The organism is Acidovorax sp. LjRoot204 (assembly GCF_056175785.1).
Window position 1 is genome coordinate 1 of record NZ_JBGFFF010000022.1, and the last position, 18889, is coordinate 18889.

Annotated in this window: 20 protein-coding genes; 16 read left to right on the top strand and 4 right to left on the bottom strand. The window is 66.2% G+C overall.

The genetic code is table 11. From position 1 onward, the window contains the following. The 8 genes from AC04MI_RS06620 to AC04MI_RS06655 all read left to right on the top strand — a co-directional run. Positions 1 to 732, top strand: a 732-nt coding sequence (locus tag AC04MI_RS06620; RefSeq protein WP_476497393.1) for an ABC transporter ATP-binding protein, incomplete at its 5' end; no start/stop codon positions are given. Continuing rightward, positions 729 to 1466 carry an ABC transporter ATP-binding protein gene (locus AC04MI_RS06625; protein ID WP_436079124.1) on the top strand — a complete coding sequence of 246 codons (738 nt, stop codon included), beginning with the start codon at positions 729 to 731 and terminating at the stop codon, positions 1464 to 1466. The genes AC04MI_RS06620 and AC04MI_RS06625, both read left to right, overlap by 4 nt. Positions 1467 to 1581: 115 nt before the next feature. Continuing rightward, positions 1582 to 2568, top strand: a complete 987-nt coding sequence (locus AC04MI_RS06630) for a branched-chain amino acid ABC transporter permease (protein ID WP_056064590.1) — start codon at positions 1582 to 1584, stop codon at positions 2566 to 2568. Between the two features lie 16 nt (positions 2569 to 2584). Further along, positions 2585 to 3658: a branched-chain amino acid ABC transporter permease gene (locus tag AC04MI_RS06635; RefSeq protein WP_436079123.1), complete on the top strand. Its 1074-nt coding sequence runs from the start codon at positions 2585 to 2587 to the stop codon at positions 3656 to 3658. Between the two features lie 92 nt (positions 3659 to 3750). Beyond that, positions 3751 to 5907, top strand: a complete 2157-nt coding sequence (locus AC04MI_RS06640) for a D-(-)-3-hydroxybutyrate oligomer hydrolase (protein WP_436079122.1) — start codon at positions 3751 to 3753, stop codon at positions 5905 to 5907. 100 nt (positions 5908 to 6007) lie between these two features. Next, complete coding sequence (locus AC04MI_RS06645; protein ID WP_056064584.1) at positions 6008 to 7174, top strand: ABC transporter substrate-binding protein; 1167 nt, start codon at positions 6008 to 6010, stop codon at positions 7172 to 7174. 48 nt (positions 7175 to 7222) lie between these two features. Beyond that, complete coding sequence (locus tag AC04MI_RS06650; protein ID WP_056747092.1) at positions 7223 to 8089, top strand: alpha/beta fold hydrolase; 867 nt, start codon at positions 7223 to 7225, stop codon at positions 8087 to 8089. Between the two features lie 45 nt (positions 8090 to 8134). Continuing rightward, complete coding sequence (locus AC04MI_RS06655) at positions 8135 to 8602, top strand: DM13 domain-containing protein (RefSeq protein ID WP_056747093.1); 468 nt, start codon at positions 8135 to 8137, stop codon at positions 8600 to 8602. Positions 8603 to 8771: 169 nt separating this feature from the next. On the opposite strand, the gene AC04MI_RS06660 is transcribed toward AC04MI_RS06655, so the two are convergent. Continuing rightward, on the bottom strand, positions 8772 to 9014 hold the full coding sequence (locus AC04MI_RS06660) for a glutaredoxin family protein (RefSeq protein ID WP_476497396.1): 243 nt from the start codon (positions 9012 to 9014) through the stop codon (positions 8772 to 8774). Positions 9015 to 9130: 116 nt separating this feature from the next. Between AC04MI_RS06660 and AC04MI_RS06665 the strand changes: the two genes are divergently transcribed. The 8 genes from AC04MI_RS06665 (at position 9131) to AC04MI_RS06700 (ending at position 17305) form a co-directional block, all read left to right on the top strand. Continuing rightward, the gene (locus AC04MI_RS06665; RefSeq protein WP_436079120.1) at positions 9131 to 9697 is read left to right on the top strand and encodes a lipocalin family protein; all 567 of its coding nucleotides are present in this window, start codon (positions 9131 to 9133) and stop codon (positions 9695 to 9697) included. An 11-nt stretch (positions 9698 to 9708) separates the two neighbouring features. Further along, complete coding sequence (locus AC04MI_RS06670) at positions 9709 to 10716, top strand: NAD(P)/FAD-dependent oxidoreductase (RefSeq protein WP_436079119.1); 1008 nt, start codon at positions 9709 to 9711, stop codon at positions 10714 to 10716. 23 nt (positions 10717 to 10739) lie between these two features. Next, positions 10740 to 12311 carry a cryptochrome/deoxyribodipyrimidine photo-lyase family protein gene (locus tag AC04MI_RS06675; RefSeq protein WP_436079118.1) on the top strand — a complete coding sequence of 524 codons (1572 nt, stop codon included), beginning with the start codon at positions 10740 to 10742 and terminating at the stop codon, positions 12309 to 12311. A 3-nt stretch (positions 12312 to 12314) separates the two neighbouring features. Further along, the gene (locus AC04MI_RS06680; RefSeq protein WP_099730703.1) at positions 12315 to 12488 is read left to right on the top strand and encodes a DUF2256 domain-containing protein; all 174 of its coding nucleotides are present in this window, start codon (positions 12315 to 12317) and stop codon (positions 12486 to 12488) included. After that, entirely contained in the window at positions 12485 to 13801 is a 1317-nt protein-coding gene (locus tag AC04MI_RS06685) for a DASH family cryptochrome (RefSeq protein WP_436079117.1), read from the top strand. The genes AC04MI_RS06680 and AC04MI_RS06685 overlap by 4 nt, the downstream gene beginning before the upstream one ends. Continuing rightward, positions 13798 to 15360, top strand: coding sequence for a cryptochrome/photolyase family protein (locus AC04MI_RS06690; RefSeq protein WP_436079116.1), 1563 nt, complete (start codon positions 13798 to 13800; stop codon positions 15358 to 15360). The genes AC04MI_RS06685 and AC04MI_RS06690 overlap by 4 nt, the downstream gene beginning before the upstream one ends. A 47-nt stretch (positions 15361 to 15407) precedes the next feature. Next, positions 15408 to 16145 carry an SDR family NAD(P)-dependent oxidoreductase gene (locus tag AC04MI_RS06695; protein ID WP_436079115.1) on the top strand — a complete coding sequence of 246 codons (738 nt, stop codon included), beginning with the start codon at positions 15408 to 15410 and terminating at the stop codon, positions 16143 to 16145. Positions 16146 to 16279: 134 nt separating this feature from the next. Then, positions 16280 to 17305, top strand: a complete 1026-nt coding sequence (locus tag AC04MI_RS06700) for a phosphotransferase enzyme family protein (RefSeq protein ID WP_436079114.1) — start codon at positions 16280 to 16282, stop codon at positions 17303 to 17305. Positions 17306 to 17348: 43 nt separating this feature from the next. On the opposite strand, the gene AC04MI_RS06705 is transcribed toward AC04MI_RS06700, so the two are convergent. The 3 genes from AC04MI_RS06705 to AC04MI_RS06715 form a co-directional block, all read right to left on the bottom strand. Next, on the bottom strand, positions 17349 to 17516 hold the full coding sequence (locus AC04MI_RS06705) for a hypothetical protein (protein WP_156379521.1): 168 nt from the start codon (positions 17514 to 17516) through the stop codon (positions 17349 to 17351). Between the two features lie 128 nt (positions 17517 to 17644). Further along, positions 17645 to 17893, bottom strand: coding sequence for a DUF2805 domain-containing protein (locus AC04MI_RS06710; protein ID WP_056747101.1), 249 nt, complete (start codon positions 17891 to 17893; stop codon positions 17645 to 17647). Positions 17894 to 18006: 113 nt separating this feature from the next. Beyond that, positions 18007 to 18888 (bottom strand): LysR family transcriptional regulator, encoded by an 882-nt coding sequence (locus AC04MI_RS06715; protein WP_056747102.1) that lies wholly within the window; start codon positions 18886 to 18888, stop codon positions 18007 to 18009. Position 18889 lies beyond the last annotated feature (1 nt).

The window sequence follows — 18889 nt, forward strand, 5'->3', positions numbered from 1 at the left end:
GCGGTCAACGGCGTGACCTGCTCGTTCGAGCCCGGCACGCTGACCGCCATCGTGGGCCCCAACGGTGCGGGCAAGACCACCTACTTCAACCTCATCTCGGGGCAACTCAAGGCCACCAGCGGCAGCGTGATGCTGGGCGGGCAGGACCTCACGGGCCAGTCCGTCTCGGCACGCACGCACGCGGGCCTGGGCCGGGCGTTCCAGCTCACCAACCTGTTCCCCAACCTCAGCGTGCTGGAGAACGTGCGCCTGGCCGTGCAGGCCACACAAGAAGGCAAGCACCGCCGGGGCATGAACCTGTGGAGTATCTGGAGCGACCACAACGCGCTGACCCAGCGCGCCCGCGTGATCCTGCAGGCCGTGGCCATGACCGACCGGGCCGACACGCCCGTGGCCAGCTTGCCGCATGGCGACCAGCGCAAGCTCGAAGTGGCACTGCTCATGGCGCTGGAGCCGCAGGTCTACATGTTCGACGAGCCCACGGCCGGCATGAGCCATGACGAGGCGCCCGTGATCCTGAACCTGATCCGCGAGCTGAAGAAGGACAAGACCAAGATCATCCTGCTGGTGGAGCACAAGATGGACGTGGTGCGCGAGCTGGCCGACCGCATCATCGTGCTGACCAACGGCACGCTGGTGGCCGATGGCCCGCCAGCCGAGGTGATCGCATCGCCCGTGGTGCAAGAGGCTTACCTGGGCGTCTCCAAGGACGCAGAGAAGGAGGCCGCATGAGCACGACACCAACGACCAACCTGCTCGAACTCAAGGGTGTGCACACGCACATCGGCGCGTACCACATCCTGCACGGCGTTGACCTGGCTGTGCCCAAAGGGCAGCTCACCATGCTGCTGGGCCGCAACGGCGCAGGCAAGACGACCACGCTGCGCACCATCATGGGCCTGTGGCATGCGTCGCAGGGCTCCATCCACTTTGGTGGCAAAGACATCACCGCGATGAATACGCCTGCCATCGCGGGCCTGAACATCGCCTATGTGCCCGAGAACATGGGCATCTTTGCCGACCTCACAGTGAAGGAAAACATGCTGCTGGCCGCACGCAGTGCACGCAACGCCGCGCAGATGGATGAGGCGCGCTTGCAGTGGATCTTCAAGCTCTTCCCCGCGGTGGAGAAGTTCTGGAACCACCCCGCCGGCAAGCTCAGCGGCGGCCAAAAGCAGATGGTGGCCGTGAGCCGCGCCATCGTCGAGCCGCGCGATCTGCTCATCGTGGATGAGCCCAGCAAGGGCCTCGCGCCCGCCATCATCAACAACATGATCGATGCGTTCGACCAGCTCAAGAGGAGCGGTGTGACCATCCTGCTCGTCGAGCAGAACATCAATTTCGCCAAGCGGCTGGGTGACACCGTGGCCGTGATGGACAACGGCCAGGTGGTGCATGCGGGCAGCATGGCCGCGCTGGCGCAAGACGAAGAACTGCAGCGCTCGCTGCTGGGGTTGGCGCTATGAGTCGTGTGAGCAATTTCAGATGTTTTCGGGCGGTAGCGCAGGTATCTATTGCCCTGATAGCTATCAAATGTGTAGCTAATGTACGTGGTGCGGCGACTGCCGCTGGAGGTCGGGCATGAGCGTCACCCGCGATTTCGACTGGAAGCCCCTGGCACTGGTGCCGGCGCTGGCGCTGCTGGTGCTGCCCTTCATCGGCTCGCCCAGCACCTGGCTCACGCTCACGGTGGCGGGGCTGGCCATGGGCATGATCATCTTCATCATTGCCTCGGGCCTCACGCTGGTGTTTGGTCTGATGGATGTGCTGAACTTTGGCCATGGCGTGTTCATTGCGCTGGGTGCGTTTGTGGCCACCAGCGTGCTGGGCGCGATGGGCGACTACACCCAGAGTGCCGAGCTGTGGCGCAACCTGATGGCCGTGCTCCCCGCCATGGTGGTGGCCATGGCGGTGGCCGGGGCCGTGGGCCTGGCGTTCGAGCGCTTCATCGTGCGGCCCGTGTACGGCCAGCACCTGAAGCAGATCCTCATCACCATGGGCGGCATGATCATTGGTGAAGAACTCATCAAGGTCATCTGGGGCCCCGCGCAGATCCCGCTGCCATTGCCCGAGGGCATGCGCGGCTCGCTGCTGGTGGGCGATGCTGCCATCGAAAAATACCGCCTCGTCGCGGTGGCCGTGGGCCTGCTGGTGTTTGGCGTGTTGGCCTGGACGCTGTCGCGCACCAAGGTCGGCCTGCTGATCCGCGCTGGCGTGCAAGACCGCGAGATGGTCGAAAGCCTGGGCTACCGCATCCGCCGCCTGTTTGTGGGCGTGTTCGTGGTGGGCTCGGCTCTGGCGGGCCTGGGCGGTGTGATGTGGGGCCTGTACCAGCAGAACGTGGTGCCCCAGATGGGCGCGCAGGTCAACGTGCTGATCTTCATCGTGATCATCATCGGCGGCCTGGGCAGCACCGGCGGCGCGCTCATCGGTGCGCTGCTGGTGGGGCTGATGGCCAACTACACCGGCTTCCTGGTGCCCAAGGTGGCGCTGTTCTCCAACATCGCGTTGATGGTGGCCATTCTCTTGTGGCGCCCGCAGGGCGTCTATCCCGTGGCCAACCGCTGATGAGGAGCCGACTGACATGCTGAACCGACTTCTCTCTGGCGACTATCCGCGCAGCAAGGTGCTGGCGGTGATTCTGGTGGCCATCTTTGTGAGCCTGGCGTTCGCGCCGTTCCTCTTCCCGGGTGTCAAGGCGCTGTCCGTGGCAGCCAAGGTGCTGATCTTTGTGGTGCTGGTCGCCAGCTTCGATCTGCTCTTGGGCTACACCGGCATCGTGAGCTTTGCGCACACCATGTTCTTTGGCATCGGGGCCTATGGCATTGCCGTGGCCACCACCCGCATGGGGCCCACGTGGTCGGCGCTGCTGGTGGGGCTGGCCGGGGCGCTGGTGCTCTCGCTGCTGCTGTCGCTGGCGGTGGGGCTCTTCTCGTTGCGGGTGCGGGCCATCTTCTTTGCCATGATCACGCTGGCCGTGGCGGCTGCATTCCAGACGCTGGCCTCGCAGCTGTCGGACATCACCGGCGGCGAAGACGGCTTGACTTTCAAGGTGCCCGAGTTCCTGTCGCCCAGCTTCGAGCCGTTTGACGACCCCTTCCTGGGCGTGAGCATCGATGGGCGGCTGATCTGCTACTACCTGCTCTTTGTCACGGCCGTGGCGCTGGTGCTGGCGCTGCTGCGCATCGTCAATTCACCCTTCGGCCGCGTGCTGCAGGCCATCCGCGAGAACGAGTTCCGCGCCGAGGCCATTGGCTACCGCGTGGTGGCGTATCGCACCACGTCCAGCGTGCTGTCGGCGCTGTTTGCCACCATGGCAGGCGCCATGCTGGCGCTCTGGCTGCGTTACAACGGGCCGGATACGTCCCTGAGCTTCGAAATCATGATGGACTGCCTGCTCATCGTGGTGATCGGCGGCATGGGCACCATCTACGGCTCGGCCATTGGCGCCGTGCTCTTTCTGGTGGCGCAAAGCTACCTGCAGGATCTGCTGCGCCTGGGCAGCGAGGCCACGTCGGGCCTGCCCTGGCTGTCGGCGCTGCTGTCGCCCGACCGCTGGCTGCTGTGGCTGGGCGTGCTGTTCGTTCTGTCCGTTTACTACTTCCCCACCGGTGTGGTGGGGCGCCTGCGCGCGGCAGCTGCGCGCAAGGTGGGGTGAGTGGCCCAGCCGCGCCGGGTGACTGGCGTGGCCTGGGTGTGTGGATGAGCTGTGCAACAAGACGCAAAGAAAAAACTCCAGGAGACAAGCACATGAAGATGAGCATGAAGAACCCGCGTTTTCGTCCCTTTTCTCGTCCGTTCGTTCCCGCCGTGCTGGCTGCAGCCGTGCTGGCCGCCTGCGGCGGAAGTGATGGCGACAGCGCCGCACTCAACACCAAGCCCGCTTACCTGGGTGCGATCAGCGAGGCCACGTACGACGGCAGCAGCAACGACCTGCTCACCGCGGGTCTGGGCGCCACGGGCCTGGCTGCCGCCGTGCCGCCGGCCTATGCTGACCCGCTCAAGCCCACGGCGGCCGAGCTGCGCCGCACCGCCATCCACACCAATTACCGTGCCATGCTCGACATGACGGCGGCCGGCGGCTACGGCACGCTGTATGGCCCCAATGTGGATGCGCAGGGCAAGGTCACCACCGGCGAGGGCAAGGTGGCGGGCACCGAATACATCGCGTTTGCCGACGACGGCATGGGCCGCAAGAACGTCACCCTCATGGTGCAGGTGCCTGCCAGCTTCGACCCCAAGAAGCCCTGCATGATCACCGCCACGGCTTCGGGGTCGCGCGGTGTGTACGGCGGCATCTCCACGGGCGAGTGGGGCCTGAAGAAGGGCTGCGCCGTGGCGTACTCTGACAAGGGCACGGGCGGTGCTCCGCACGACCTGCAAAACGACACCGTGCCGCTGATTGACGGCACCCGCACCACTGCCACGGCAGCGGGCAAGGCGGCGGCCTTCAACGCAGGGCTCACCGCTACCGAGCTGGCAGCCTTCAACACCGCCACCCCCAACCGCTTTGCCTTCAAACACGCGCACTCGGGTCAGAATGCCGAGAAGGACTGGGGCACCACCACCCTGCAGGCGGTGGAGTTTGGCTACTACGTGCTCAACCAGCGCTATGGCGCCACCGATGCAGCGGGCCAGCGCCTCAAGACGCTGACCCCGGCCAACACCATCGTGATTGCATCCAGCATCTCGAACGGTGGCGGCTCCGCGATTGCTGCGGCCGAGCTGGACACCCAGGGCCTCATCAGCGGCGTGGCCGTGTCCGAGCCTGCCATCGAGATGCCAGCCAACCCCGGCATCACGGTGCGCCGTGGCAGTGCTGAGGTGGCCGTCACCGGCAAGACGCTGGTGGACTTCACGACCTACGCCAATCTGTACCAGGCCTGCGCGTCGCTCGCGCCATCGGTCAGCACCAGCCCCTACGCAGCCGCTTTTGCAGCGGGCTTCGGCAGTGCGGCCCTGCCCATTGCGCCCAATCGCTGCGCTTCACTCAAATCCGCAGGTCTGCTCACGGCCTCCACCACGGCCACGCAGGCCGAAGAGGCTTTGCAAAAGCTGCGCGCCTACGGCTGGGAGCCGGAGTCCAACGACCTGCATGCATCGCTGGCTGCTTTTGAAGTCGCTCCGGCGGTGGCCGTCACGTTCGCCAACAGCCTGTCGCGTGCCAGTGTCAAGGACCACCTGTGCGGCTTCAGCTACGCGGCCACAGCGGCTACGGGCGCGGTGACATCACTGGCACCCGCAGCCCTCGCTGGCATGTTTGCCACGGGCAATGGCGTGCCTCCATCGGGCGGCATCAACCTGGTCAACAACCTGGGCAAGCTGGGCCCGGCACGCGACTTCCTGTCGGTGTCGGACGCTGGCGTGGCCGACTGGAACCTGAGCGGCGCGCTGTGCCTGCGCAACCTCGTCACCGGCAACGACGCTGCTGCCAAGAAGCTGCAGGCCGGTGTTCAGGAAACCCGCCGCAACGGCAACCTGCGCGGCAAGCCCGCCGTGATCGTGCATGGCCGTGCCGATGCACTGCTACCCGTGAGCCATACGTCGCGCCCCTACGCTGCGCTGAACAAGAAGGTCGAAGGCGCCGCCAGCAAGCTCAGCTATGTGGAAGTGGCCAATGCCCAGCACTTCGACAGCTTCATCGGCTTGCCTACCGTGCTGCCGGGTTATGACAGCCGCTATGTACCGCTGCACGTGTACCTGAACCACGCGCTCGACGCCGTGTACGACCACCTCGCCAACGGCAAGGCGCTGCCCGCCAGCCAGGTGGTGCGCACGGTGCCACGTGGCGGCACACCTGGCAGCGCCCCGGCCATCACCGCCGCCAACGTGCCGCCGCTGGCCACCACGCCCGCTGCCGCCAACGCCATTGCCATCACGGCGGGCGCCATCTCCATCCCTGACTGACCGGGACGCTGAACGACCTATGTGGAAGCCCGGGACTCGTGCACTGCCGGCGCATGCCGCCCGGGCCATTGAAGGCGCAGTCATCACAAGGATGGAACCAATGAACACTGTGAAGAGTTGGGCACGCCGCGCGTCGGCCGCCCTGAGGTGGAGTGGCGCGCTGATGGTGGCACTGGCCGCAGGCGTTTCGGTGCCCGCGAGGGCTGCCGATGTGGTGGTGGGGCAGGTGGCCCCGCTGTCTGGCGTGCTGGCCAGCACCGGCGCGCAGATGGTGCTGGGCGGCAAGATTTATTTTGACTGGGTCAATGCACAGGGTGGCGTGCACGGCGCCAGCATTCGCCAGGCGGTGGCCGACGATGGCTACAAGGTGGCAGACACGGTGGCCCGCACCCGCGAGCTGCTGGCCAAGCCCGAGGTGGTGGCGCTCTACGGCTTTGCAGGCACGGCCAACATCACCCAGCTGCTTTCCGATGGCGTGCTGGAGCAGGGCGGCGCCGCGCTGGTGGCGCCGTACACCGGTGGCGAGTCGTTGCGCAGCCCGTTCAACCCCTGGATCTTTCATGTGCGTGCGGGTTATGTGGACGAAACCGAGCACATGGTGCAGCAGCTCACCACCCTGGGCATGAACCGCGTGGCCGTGATGTACCAGGACGACGGATTCGGCAAGGCGGGCCTGGCGGGCGTGGAGGCGGCACTGGCCAAGCGTGGCCTCAAGCTCGTGGTGTCAGCAGGCTATGAGCGCAATACCGACAAGGTGGATGACGCCGTCAAGGCCATCAAGGCTGCCGATGTGCATGCGGTCATCATGATTGCGGTGAACAAGCCTGCGGCGGCCTTCATCCAGCGCTACCGCGAGCAGGGCGGCGGCGCGCAGCTGTACAACATCTCGGTGGTGGACCCGACGGAGCTGGTCAAGCTCGCGGGCCTGAAGAACGCCCACGGCCTGGGCATCAGTCAGGTGGTGCCGTACCCCTACCGCCCGCAACTGCCCGTGGTGCGCGAGTACCAGACGTTGCTGAAGAAGTACGCGCCTGAGGCCGAGGTCAACTACACCAGCTTCGAGCAGTTTTTGGGTGCCAAGGTGCTGGTCGAGGCCCTGCGCCGCGCCGGGCCTGCGCCCACACGCGCTAAGGTTGTGAAGGCGCTGGAGTCACTGCAAAGCTATGACCTCGGCGGTATCACGCTGGGCTATTCGCCCACCAACCGCATCGGCTCGCGCTATGTCGAGGTTACCGTCATCGGCAGCAACGGCCGTCTCATGAAGTGAGCCGCCGACGCTTCACTTTTTTCTTCTCTGTTCCACAAGGTCGCCATCATGTCCCCCACCTCGCACTACGCCACCTGTGCTGGCTATGAAATCCACTACATGGAGTGGGGTGCGCGTGACGCGCCGGTGGTGATTGCATGGCATGGTCTTGCGCGCACCGGGCGCGACATGGACGAGCTGGCCGCGCACCTGGCACCGCGCTACCGCGTGATCTGCCCCGACACCCTGGGCCGAGGCCTTAGCCAGTGGGCGCGCGCGCCGCACGACGAGTACCGCCTGTCGTTCTACGCGCGCATTGCGGCCAGCCTGTTTGACCAGTTGGGGATCGAGAAAGCGCACTGGGTGGGCACGTCGATGGGTGGAGCCATCGGCACGGTGTGCGCATCGGGTCTGTTCGAGCCGCAGCTCAAGGGCCGCATCACCAGCCTGCTGCTCAACGACAACGCACCGCGCCTGGCCGATGCCGCGCTGGAGCGCATCAAGGCCTACGCGGGCCACCCGCCGGCGTTCGATACGGTGATGGAGCTGGAGGCGTTCTTCAGGCAGGTGTACAAGCCTTACGGCTGGCTGAGCGACGCGCAGTGGCGTCGGCTGACCGAGAGCAGCACGCGCCGCCTTGCCGACGGACGTGTGACGCCGCACTACGACCCCGCCATGGTGCAGCAGTTCACACACCATGCCAATGACTACCTGATCTGGGACCACTACGACGCGCTCAGCATTCCAGTGCTGTGCCTGCGCGGGGCGGAGTCTGACCTGGTGCTCCCGGATGTCACCGCCGAAATGCTCACGCGCGGCCCGGGTGCCCGGGGGCTGGCCCAGGTGGTCGAGGTGCCCGGTTGCGGCCATGCGCCAGCACTGAACGTGCCCGAGCATTTCGCACTGGTAGACGGGTTTTTGGCTCGGGCGGGGTGACGCGACTGGCGGTACATTGGCTCCAACTGTTTGTTGCCTACCGCCATGAAACCGTTCTTGTTGATCGCCTCGCATTTGCTCACCCTGGCTGTGGGGTTCGCTGCGGGTGTGTACTGGTTGCCGATCCTGATCGCGCCCGCAGCCCCTACGCTGCAGGAGGTGCAGGCAAGCCTGCCCACGGCAGCATGGAAAGCCACCTTTCGCCGCGATCTGAAGGACAGCGACGCCCTGCACTGGGGCGAGGGCGTGGTGTCGATTGGCCCGCAAGCCATCAGCCTGGCAGGCAAGCTGGCACCGGGGCCCGACTACAAGCTGTACCTGTCGCCTGCGTTTGTGGAGACAGAGGCGGACTTTCAGCGCCTCAAGCCACAAATGCTGCGGGTGGGGGATGTGAAGACGTTTAACAACTTCATCGTTCCGGTGCCGCAGGGCGTGGACCCCGCACGGTTCAACACCGTGATCGTGTGGTGTGAGACCTTCGGCCAGTTCATCACGGCCGCGCAGTACCGGTAGAACGACTGTTCAAGGTCTTTCAGGGTGTGTGCGAGCGCTCTGCCGGAAGGCGTGGAGCCACGAAGGGGGACTGGGCGCCCCGGCTAGTGGCATGTGCATCAGCCCATGCGGGGCGCCCAGTGCATCCACGCCCCCCGATTGCACTGCCCGCTGATGTCGGAAAAGGCGTTCAGGCGCCCAGCTGCGCCAGCGCGGCTTGCAACCCGGCGAGTCCGCCCACGCGCTGGTCATTGATGAAAATTTGTGGCATCTGCCGCACCGATGGCCCGCACTTGGCATAGAACGCCAGGCGCTCGGCTTCGTCATCGATCTTGATTTCCTCGTAGGGCAGGGCGCGGGATTTGAGGAGCATCTTGGCCGACTCGCACTGCGGGCAGGCAGACTTGGAATACACGGTGATTTGAAGGGTCATGGTGCGAGTTTACGGGGCGTGGAGTGGGTCATGAGACCGCGCCGACTTCAGGCTTGTACCGTTGCTGCAGCAGAGTGGTTTACTATTCTGTTTGTTTTGTGACTGATTGGTAATTTATGGCTCTGCTATTTCCTTGGGTCCGCCGTTCGGTGCTGCTTTTAGCGGCGTCTTTTGTCGTGGCCTTGGTGGGCTGCTCATCCACCTCGCCGCCTCCCGGTGTCACCCCCGTCACCCCGTTTGATCTGGCCCGGTACGAAGGCCGCTGGTACGAGGTGGCGCGGCTGGACCATTCTTTCGAGCGCGGCATGACGGACGTGAGCGCCACCTACCAGCGCCAGGCAGATGGCAGCGTGCGCGTGCTCAACCGCGGTTTCGATACGGGCAAGGGCGATTGGCGCCAGGCGGAGGGCAAAGCCAAATTCACCGGCGACACCAACACCGCCTCGCTCAAGGTCTCGTTTTTTGGCCCGTTCTACGGCGGCTACCACGTGGCCGCGCTGGATGCCGATTACCAATGGGCGCTGGTGGTGGGGCCGGACCGCAGCTACTGCTGGATCCTGTCACGGACGAAGCAGCTGCAGCCTGCTGTGCGCGAGCAACTTTTGGCCCGCGCACAGGCATTGGGCATCGATACCCAGGCGCTGATCTGGGTAGCCCAAGAACGCACCGACCCGCAGCCATGAGTGTTTTGACGATGTCACAACCCATCGCCGTCATCGGTGCAGGTCTGGCGGGCCTATCGTGTGCGCAGGCGCTGCTGCAGGCGGGACATACGGTGCATGTTTTCGACAAGAGCCGGGGGCCGTCGGGCCGCATGAGCACCCGGCGCGCGGAGGACGACAACGGCCCCTGGCAGTGCGACCACGGCGCGCAGTATTTCACCGCACGTGACGCCGCTTTTCGCTCAGAAGTTGCCCGGTGGCAGCAGGCCGGTGTGGCCGCCCCGTGGGGTGCACGCCTGGCAAGTTTTGATGGCACTGGCTGGACCACCCCGCACACGCCCCTTGAGCGTTTTGTGGGTACACCGCGCATGACATCGCCCGCTGCTTGGCTGGTGCAGGGCCTGGCACAGGCCGGCGAGCGCACCCACACCCAGTGGCAGACCACCGTGCAGCGGCTGGAGAGGCACCCCGAAGGATGGGCCATCACTTGCGCAGAGCAGGGGCTGCATGCGCAGCGCTACCGCGCTGTGCTGTTGGCTGTGCCCGCGCCTCAGGTGCCGCCGCTGTTGACCCAGGTGGCCCCTGTCGGCGCTGCGGTCGCAGTCAGTGCCCGCATGCGGGGCAGCTGGGCCGTCATGTTGCGTTATGCCTCGCCTGTGGCCTTGCCTTGGGACGGCGCCTTCATCAACACCGGCCCGCTGCGCTGGGTGGCGCGTGATAGCAGCAAGCCCGGCCGTACGGGGCCAGAAACGTGGCTTTTGCACGCCAGTGCCGAGTGGAGCGAGGCGCATATCGAAGACAGCGCGGACAGCGTCACCGCTGCCTTGCTCGCCGCCTTTGCGGCCCTGGGCGGCCCCACACCCCTGGCTGCCACGGCGCACCGTTGGCGCTATGCGGATACCGAACCCGCACTGACCTTGGGCTGCTGGTGGGACGCCAATGCCCGCCTGGGGCTGTGTGGTGACTGGCTGAATGGCGGCAAGGTCGAGGGCGCCTGGCTCAGCGGCCTGGCGCTGGCGCGACAGGTCGCAGCCGCCTGATCTGTGCGCACAGGGCTTGTGCCATGAGCTACACCGTGGTCTGGTTCAAGCGCGACTTGCGTGTGCACGACCACGCCCCGCTGCGGCACGCCGCCGCCCAGGGCCCGGTGCTGTGTCTGTATGTCGTCGAGCCCAGCCTGTGCGCGCAGCCTGATGTCGCCCTGCAGCACTATCACTTTCTGCAAGAAAGCCTGCACGACCTGGCCCAGGCCCTGCAGCGGCGCGGCGCCACGCTTCAGGTGGCCGTGGGCGAGATGGTGGACGTACTGGCCCGCCTGCATGCACTGGCCCCTTTCCACACTCTTGTCGCGCACGAAGAAACCGGCAACGCCCACACCTATTCCCGCGACTTGGCCGTGGGCCGGTGGTGCCGCACGCTGGGCGTAGCATGGCGCGAATGGCCGCAGCACGGCGTGGTGCGCCGCCTGCGCTCACGCGATGATTGGCAGGGACACTGGCAGGCCCACATGCACGCACCAGTGGTGCTCGCCCCCGGGCCTGATCTCTTGCAGGCCCGTACGTTGCCGTGGCCTGCACAGCCCTGGCCCAGCGGGGCTGAACTGGGCCTGCCCGCGCATGACCCACCCCAGCGCCAGCGCGGGGGGCGCAAAGAAGGCCTGCGCGTGCTGCAAGACTTTTTGGCGGAGCGCAGCCAGGGCTACCGGGGCGGCATTTCGTCGCCGCTGACAGCGCCCAGCGCCTGCTCGCGCCTGTCGCCCTACCTGGCATTGGGTTGCCTGGGCATGCGCGAGGTGGTGCAGGCCACCCAGCGGCGCCAGCAGCAACTCAAGGCCAGCACCGACTTTGGAGCTGCGTGGCAGCGCAAAGGCTTGACGGCCTTCATGAGCCGCCTGCACTGGCATTGCCATTTCATCCAGAAGCTTGAATCGGAACCCGCGCTGGAGCACCACAACCTGCACCGGGGCTACAACGGCCTGCGCGAAGCGGAATGGACCCCCGCTCACTTCGAGGCCCTGGTGGCCGGGCGCACCGGCTGGCCCATGGTCGATGCCTGCGTGGCCATGCTGCGCGAGACGGGATGGGTCAACTTCCGCATGCGCGCCATGCTGGTGTCGGTGGCCTCGTACCCGCTGTGGCTGCACTGGCGGCCTGTGGGTGAATGGCTGGCCCGCCAGTTTCTCGATTACGAGCCCGGCATCCACTGGAGTCAGATGCAAATGCAGGCGGGCACCACGGGCATCAACACCACCCGCGTCTACAACCCCATCAAGCAGGCGCAAGACCACGACCCCCACGGCCACTTTGTGCGTCAGTGGCTGCCCGCCTTGCGCCGCGTGCCCGATGCCTGGCTGCTGGAGCCCTGGCGCATGCCGCCCGATGTGCAGGCCCGCTGCGGCGTGCGCGTGGGCCACGACATTGCCGTGCCGCTAGTGGAGCTGGACACCGCCACCCGCACGGCCAAGGCCCGCGTGCACGGCCTGCGCGCCCAGCCCACCGTGCGCGCCGCCCAGGCTGCGATTGTGGAAAAGCACGGCTCCCGCCAGTTTCGCGATGGCGGCAGCCCCCAGGCACGCGCCCGGACCCGCGCACTCTACGCCGCCCAGCACCCCCAGCAGCAAACCCTGGACTTTTGAACCATGCGCATGCGCAAAAAATCCGACCTGCCGCAAAAGACCTGCCAACACTGCGGCCTGCCCTTCACCTGGCGCAAGAAGTGGGAGAAGGTGTGGGACGAGGTGAAGTACTGCTCCGACCGCTGCCGCAGCGAACGCAAACGCACCGACAAGGCCGCAGGGGAGGGCGCTGCATGAGCACCGTGCTGTTCTGGTTTCGTAACGACCTGCGCCTGCACGACCAACCCGCGCTGCGTTCAGCCCTCACCAGCGGTGCCACTCACCTGCTACCCGTGGTGTGCCTGCCTGCGCCTGATGAATCCACGCCGTGGGGCTTTGCCCGCGTGGGCGCGCACCGCCGCGCCTTCACCGCCGCTGCGCTGCGCGGGCTGCATCAACAAGCGAGCGCGCTGGGCAACCCACTGCTCATCTGCCAGGCCCCGCCTGCCACCGCCTTGCTGCAACTGGCCCAGGCCGTGGGTGCCACCACCGTGGTGTGCGAAGACATTGCGGCCCCCTACGAACAGGCCGAGGCGGCCGCACTGCGCGCCGCTGGCTTGCAGGTGCGTACCGTGTGGCACAGCAGCTTGCTGCCTCCGGCGCGTATGCCCTGGCCGGTGGACCAGTTGCCCGGCGTGTTCACCAGCTTTCGCCAGAAGGTAGAGCGCGCGGGCATCGCCCCCGCCGCACCATTGCCGTTACCGACCAAACTGCCGCCGCCACCCGATGTGCCCGCGCATGTGCGGCAGGCCTTAGGGGCAGAGCAGGGCACCGCAGCCATCCTGCAACCCGCGCCGCCGCAGGGCAGCGATGCCCGCTCGTCCTTCCCCTACGGCACCGCTGCCTGTGATGGCAGCGAGGCCGCTGCGCTGGCCCACCTGGCGCAGTACCTGGCCCGCAAGTTGCCCCACAGCTACAAGGACACGCGCAACGGGCTCACGGGGCTTCATTACTCCAGCAAGTTCTCGCCCTGGTTGGCTACGGGCGCGCTGTCTCCGCGCCAGATCTATGCCGATCTGAAAAATTTCGAGCGCGACCACGGCGCCAATGACGGCACCTACTGGTTGTGGTTTGAGCTGCTGTGGCGCGATTACTTCCGGCTGCTGCACCTGCAATACGGTGCAGCGCTGTACCGGGCGCGCGGGCTGTCAGAACTGCCGCCCGCCCCGCACAACCCGCGCGGTTTTGATCGCTGGTGCCGGGGCGATACGGGCCAGCCCCTGGTCGATGCCGCCATGCGCGAGCTGGCTGCGACCGGCTACCTCAGCAACCGCCTGCGCCAGGTGGTGGCCAGCTACCTCATCTACGACCTGCGCGGCGACTGGCGAGCGGGCGCGGCGTGGTTTGAATCGCAACTGGTGGACTACGACGTGTACAGCAACCAGGCCAACTGGCTCTACATTGCGGGACGCGGCACCGACCCGCGCGGGGGGCGGCGCTTCAACCCCATCAAGCAGGCGCAAGACCACGATGCCGACGGCAGCTACCGCAGCATGTGGGGCACGGCATGACCACGCCACAACCCTCCACCCTACAGAGTGCCCACACCCTGCGCCTGCTGCTGGGCGACCAGCTCAACCCCGAGCATTCGTGGTTTGCCACGCTGGACGAAGGCGTGGTCTACGTGCTGATGGAAGTGCGGCAAGAGACCGACTATGTGCTGCACCACGCGCAAAAGATACTCGCCATTTTTGCCGCCATGCGCGACCTGGCCCGCCACCTGCGCGAGGCCGGGCACCGCGTGCGCTATGTGGCGATTGACGACGCCAGCAACCGCCAGTCGATGCCCGACAACCTGGCCGCCCTCATGGCCCACTACGGTGCGCACACGCTGCAATACCAGCACCCCGACGAATGGCGGCTGGACGAGCAACTGCGCACCTGGGGCGCAGAGCAAGCCTTTGCCGTGCAGGCTGTCAGCAGCGAGCACTTCTATACCACCCGCACCGAAATGGCCGAGGTGTTCCAAGGCCGCAAACAGTGGCTCATGGAGCACTTCTATCGTCGCATGCGCCAGCGCCACAGCGTGCTGATCGACGCAGCGGGTGAGCCCGAAGGGGGGCAGTGGAACTACGACCACGACAACCGCAAGCCCTGGCCCGGCACACCCGTGCTGCCGCCCGATGCCCGCCCCACGCACGACCACAGCGCACTGTGGGCCACCATCCAGGCCGCGGGCGTGCAAAGCTTTGGCAACCCGCAGGCCCATGCATTGCGCTGGCCCCTCAACAGGGCCGAGGCACTGGCGTGGCTGGACCATTTCATCTCCACCACGCTGCCCGACTTTGGCGCTTACGAAGATGCCATGAGCACCAAGAGCGCGCGGCTCTTTCATTCCCTGCTGTCTTTCGCGCTCAACACCAAAATGCTGCGCCCGCACGAGGTGGTGCAACGCGCCCAGGCCGCCTACCACGCAGGCGCTGCGCCCCTGCCTGCGGTGGAAGGCTTCATCCGCCAGATCCTCGGTTGGCGCGAATACGTGCGCGGCATCTACTGGGCCCACATGCCCGGCTACGACGAGCGCAACGCCCTGTGCCACAGCACGCCGCTGCCTGACTGGTTTTGGACGGGCAACACCCGCATGCGCTGCATGCAGCACGCCGTGGGCCAGTCGCTGGAGCATGCGTATGCCCACCACATCCAGCGCCTCATGGTCATCGGCAACTTTGCGCTGCTGGCGGGGCTCGACCCTGCCGCCGTGCACCGCTGGTACCTGGGCGTGTACATCGACGCCTTTGAATGGGTGGAAGTGCCCAACACCGTGGGCATGAGCCAGTTTGCCGACGGCGGCTTGCTGGCCACCAAACCCTATGTGAGTAGCGCCGCCTACATCGACCGCATGAGCGACTACTGCAGCGGCTGCCACTACGACAAAAAACAAAAAGTCGGTGAGAGGGCGTGCCCGTACAACGCGCTGTACTGGGACTTTTTTGCGCGCCACGAAGGCACGCTGGGCAACAACTTCCGCCTCGGCATGGTGTACCGCCAGTTGCAAAAGATGCAAGGCCCGCAACTGGATGCGTTGCGTGAGCATGCGGCCAGCCTGCGCACGCGGCTGGATGCGCTGTAGCCCGCTTGCCGAACCACCCCACGACACCCTCACCGCAGGACCGCGCCATGTCTCAAGCACAATCTACCGCAACGCCGTTCACTTCTTTGCAGTCGCTGCCTGATGGCTACCGCGCCCTGGTGATCGGCGCCACAGGCGCGATTGGCAGTGCCTTCCTCGCCCACCTGCAGGCCGAACCGCGCTGCGCGCTGGCCGTGGGCCTGGGCCGCCACACCACCCCGGCGGTGGACTTGGACGATGAAGCCACCATCGCCGCCGCCGCCCACCAGCTCAAGGCCCAGGGGCCGTGGCACTGCATCATCCAAGCCGCTGGCCTGCTGCATGGCCCCCACGGCATGCCTGAAAAGCGCCTGGGCCAGTTGAACTACGCGCAGATGGAAGCCACCTTCCGCACCAACACCTTCGGCCCCGCGCTGGTGCTGGCCCACTTTGCACCGCTGCTGCCCAAGCAGGGGCGCGGCTTGCTGGCGGTGCTGTCGGCCAAGGTGGGCAGCATTGGCGACAACCGCCTGGGCGGCTGGTACAGCTACCGCGCCAGCAAGGCCGCGCTCAACATGCTGGTCAAAACGGCGTCCATCGAAGTGGCCCGCACCCACCCGCAGGCCGTGCTGGTGGCGCTGCACCCGGGCACCGTCGACTCGGCCTTGTCGGCCCCGTTCAATGGCGCAGAAATTGGCCGCCCGGCAGCGGATGCGGCGGGCGACATGCTGCGGGTACTGGATGGGCTGGCGCCCGAGGAGACCGGTAGCTTCTACGCCTACAGCGGCGCCCCACTCCCCTGGTAAGCGTGGCGCGCGGTGCTATGGTTTTGATACTGCTTGCGTACCAGCAGTAAGCGCTGGCAGGCCTTTTGATCAAAGGCACGCCATGTGCCACTGTCCGTGCGCGACCGCCGTATTGCTTGCATGCAGAATGCCGCATGCATTCCACCCCATCGCCCGACACAACACTGGTTGCCTCCCACACCACGGCCGCAGCCGCGTCTGTGGCGCAGTGGGTAGAGCGCCACTACGGCCTGCCCGTGCAGCAGTGCTACCTGATCCGCCGCAACCTCAATGACAACTACGCGGTGCGAGCAGCGGATGGCAGCCGATACGTGGCAAGGCTCTGCGCCATCCGACCGCGCGGTCCGTTCAATGTGGATTTTGAGCTGGCGTTGTTGGCTCACTTGGAGGCGCAGGGCGTGGGTGTGGCCTCTCCGGTGTTGGCTGCGAACGGCACGACCAGCGTGACCCTGTCGTTCCCGGAGGGCCCTCGTGTGCTGGTCCTGTTCCGCCACTGCGACGGCGCCGTGCCCGATACGCCCGAAGACCTGCACCTGACCGGCGCCACGCTGGCACAGATTCACAGCGCCGCGCAAAGCTACACCGGCCCCGCAAGCTTCTACGTGCTGGACGGCCACCATCTGGCGGGCCGCACGCTGGAGTACCTTGCCGCCCATCCTGAGCTGGCCCCCACCGTGCTGGATGCCTACCGCGAACTGATCCATCGCCTTCTGGGCGAGTTGGCGGATGTTGAAGGCACCTTGACCCGCGTGATGTGCCACGGCGACACGCATGGCTTCAACAACCATGTGTACACCGATGCCAAGGGTGTGCGCCGCGCCGCATTCTTCGACTTTGATGACGCCGGGCCAGGGTTCCTGGCTTATGACCTGTGCGTATGGCTGTGGTCGAACCTGCCGCGCAAAGCCCCCATGGAGCCCGACGAAGCCCTGCTGAAGCGCTGGCAGCAGTACCTGGCCGGCTACCGCGCAGGCGGCGGCCACATCACCGATGCCGACCTCGCCGCCTTGCCGCTCTTTCTGCAATTGCGGCACCTGTGGAACATGGGGGAGGGCGTGGCGCGCATCCACCACTGGGGCGCCAACATGATGTCTGCCGACTGGATCAAGAAGCAGCCGGATGTGATGGCCGCCTGGGCCCGCCTGGATTTGCCCGCTTGATGGGCCTTCACTCAATCCAGATGGTTTGCGCTGGCACTCGGGCTCAGGTCATGTGGCGTGGGGCCACTGGGTGCGTCAGTTGCTGCGCATCGCTGGGGTCTTGCTCCAGGCTGTACGGGACCGAGAGAAAGGCCACGCTGAACACAAAAAACAGCGTGGCGGACACGGCCCGGGCGATGGGGAGCACAAAGTTCTTGAGGTCAGTGTTCATGGTGGTTCCTGCAGCGGCTAGAAGTGGAGAAGGGTCGGGGTCAGATGCCGCCTTGACCCTTGCCGCCATGTTGCCGGTACCAGACTGAACGGGTGCTGAACAGGTGGCGAGCGGCGCTTGCTCATCGCCTACTTGTAGTTCTCCCGGCGCTCCCCAAACTCCCTCACCCGCTTGCGCCACGCCCTGTAGCTGCCCGGCGCCAGGTGCGTGCGCATCAGCACCTTGACTTGATCATGGTGCAGGCCGTGGACGGCGCGGATCTGCGCAAAGCTCACGTGGTCGCTCAGCGCCATCTGGATGATCTCGCCCACGGTGGCGGCGTCCAGCGGTGCGCTCGGGTGGGTGCTCGGCAAGTCGGCGGCGCGCGGTGTGGTCATGGTCAGAGTGTTCAGGTGGTGGCGCGAGGGTAGTGCGCCTGCTTTCACCTTGCGCTGCGGTGGCCCTTTCACCCTTGCCATGCAAGCCCTCCACGACCCCTTGGCGCGGGCGTTCAGCGGTCTAACGACAGCCCCTCGGCCAGCGCCTCAAACACCACCCGAATCCGTCGCGATGTGCGCAACTCGCGGTGCGACACCAGCCAGACGGGAAAGCGCACCGGCGCCACATCGTCCAGCACGCGGACGATGCCCGGCGTTTCGCGGGCGATCTCATCCATCATGGCACCAATGCCCATGCCCTGGCGCACCAGCGCCCAGTGGGCGGCGGTGTGGTCGGCGTAGCAGGTGAAGTTGTCTTCGCTCAGGCTCAAACCGTACTGACGCAGATACGCAAGGTACTGGCCGTTGCGGTCTGACCCCACAAACTCCGCATTCACAGCGTCCTCCGCGCTGCGCGGGTGGCCGTGGGCCTGCACCCAGCTCTCCGACGCGTAAAAGCACGCCCGGGCCTCGCGCACCAGGCGGGCGATCAGCTCCGGCTGCTCGGGCTGCACGTGGCGGATGGCAATGTCGGCCTCGCGGCGCAGCAGGTCGCTCAGCGCGTTGGAGGCGATGACTTCCACGGCAATGCCTGGCTCCTGTGCCCGCAGGCGTTGCAAGATCGGGGGCAGCAAGTGCGTCGCCACTACATCGGTGGCTGACACCGACACCACGCCCCCCACCGCCTGCGACCGCCCGCTGGCGGCCAGGCCCAGGGCCTCTGCAGCAGTGCCCATGGCGCGGGCATGTTCCAGCAGGTCCAGCCCGGTGGGCGTGAGCACCATGGATTTGCCCACGCGCTCAAACAGCGTCACGCCCATCTGCTGCTCAATGGCCGCCACCTGCCGGCTCAGCGTGGGCTGGGTGAGGCCCAGCTTGCGTGCGGCGGCAGACAGCGAGCCGGTTTGCGCCGTTTGCAAAAACGCCTTCAGTTGGTTCCAGTCGAGGTTATCCATG

What these genes read in the sequence shown, in the direction of transcription:
- AC04MI_RS06625 (WP_436079124.1), top strand. Translation starts at nt 729, where the DNA reads ATGAGCACGACACCAACGACCAACCTGCTCGAACTCAAGGGTGTGCAC.
- AC04MI_RS06630 (WP_056064590.1), top strand. Translation starts at nt 1,582, where the DNA reads ATGAGCGTCACCCGCGATTTCGACTGGAAGCCCCTGGCACTGGTGCCG.
- AC04MI_RS06635 (WP_436079123.1), top strand. Translation starts at nt 2,585, where the DNA reads ATGCTGAACCGACTTCTCTCTGGCGACTATCCGCGCAGCAAGGTGCTG.
- AC04MI_RS06640 (WP_436079122.1), top strand. Translation starts at nt 3,751, where the DNA reads ATGAAGATGAGCATGAAGAACCCGCGTTTTCGTCCCTTTTCTCGTCCG.
- AC04MI_RS06645 (WP_056064584.1), top strand. Translation starts at nt 6,008, where the DNA reads ATGAACACTGTGAAGAGTTGGGCACGCCGCGCGTCGGCCGCCCTGAGG.
- AC04MI_RS06650 (WP_056747092.1), top strand. Translation starts at nt 7,223, where the DNA reads ATGTCCCCCACCTCGCACTACGCCACCTGTGCTGGCTATGAAATCCAC.
- AC04MI_RS06655 (WP_056747093.1), top strand. Translation starts at nt 8,135, where the DNA reads ATGAAACCGTTCTTGTTGATCGCCTCGCATTTGCTCACCCTGGCTGTG.
- AC04MI_RS06660 (WP_476497396.1), bottom strand. Translation starts at nt 9,014, where the DNA reads ATGACCCTTCAAATCACCGTGTATTCCAAGTCTGCCTGCCCGCAGTGC.
- AC04MI_RS06665 (WP_436079120.1), top strand. Translation starts at nt 9,131, where the DNA reads ATGGCTCTGCTATTTCCTTGGGTCCGCCGTTCGGTGCTGCTTTTAGCG.
- AC04MI_RS06670 (WP_436079119.1), top strand. Translation starts at nt 9,709, where the DNA reads ATGTCACAACCCATCGCCGTCATCGGTGCAGGTCTGGCGGGCCTATCG.
- AC04MI_RS06675 (WP_436079118.1), top strand. Translation starts at nt 10,740, where the DNA reads ATGAGCTACACCGTGGTCTGGTTCAAGCGCGACTTGCGTGTGCACGAC.
- AC04MI_RS06680 (WP_099730703.1), top strand. Translation starts at nt 12,315, where the DNA reads ATGCGCATGCGCAAAAAATCCGACCTGCCGCAAAAGACCTGCCAACAC.
- AC04MI_RS06685 (WP_436079117.1), top strand. Translation starts at nt 12,485, where the DNA reads ATGAGCACCGTGCTGTTCTGGTTTCGTAACGACCTGCGCCTGCACGAC.
- AC04MI_RS06690 (WP_436079116.1), top strand. Translation starts at nt 13,798, where the DNA reads ATGACCACGCCACAACCCTCCACCCTACAGAGTGCCCACACCCTGCGC.
- AC04MI_RS06695 (WP_436079115.1), top strand. Translation starts at nt 15,408, where the DNA reads ATGTCTCAAGCACAATCTACCGCAACGCCGTTCACTTCTTTGCAGTCG.
- AC04MI_RS06700 (WP_436079114.1), top strand. Translation starts at nt 16,280, where the DNA reads ATGCATTCCACCCCATCGCCCGACACAACACTGGTTGCCTCCCACACC.
- AC04MI_RS06705 (WP_156379521.1), bottom strand. Translation starts at nt 17,516, where the DNA reads ATGAACACTGACCTCAAGAACTTTGTGCTCCCCATCGCCCGGGCCGTG.
- AC04MI_RS06710 (WP_056747101.1), bottom strand. Translation starts at nt 17,893, where the DNA reads ATGACCACACCGCGCGCCGCCGACTTGCCGAGCACCCACCCGAGCGCA.
- AC04MI_RS06715 (WP_056747102.1), bottom strand. Translation starts at nt 18,888, where the DNA reads ATGGATAACCTCGACTGGAACCAACTGAAGGCGTTTTTGCAAACGGCG.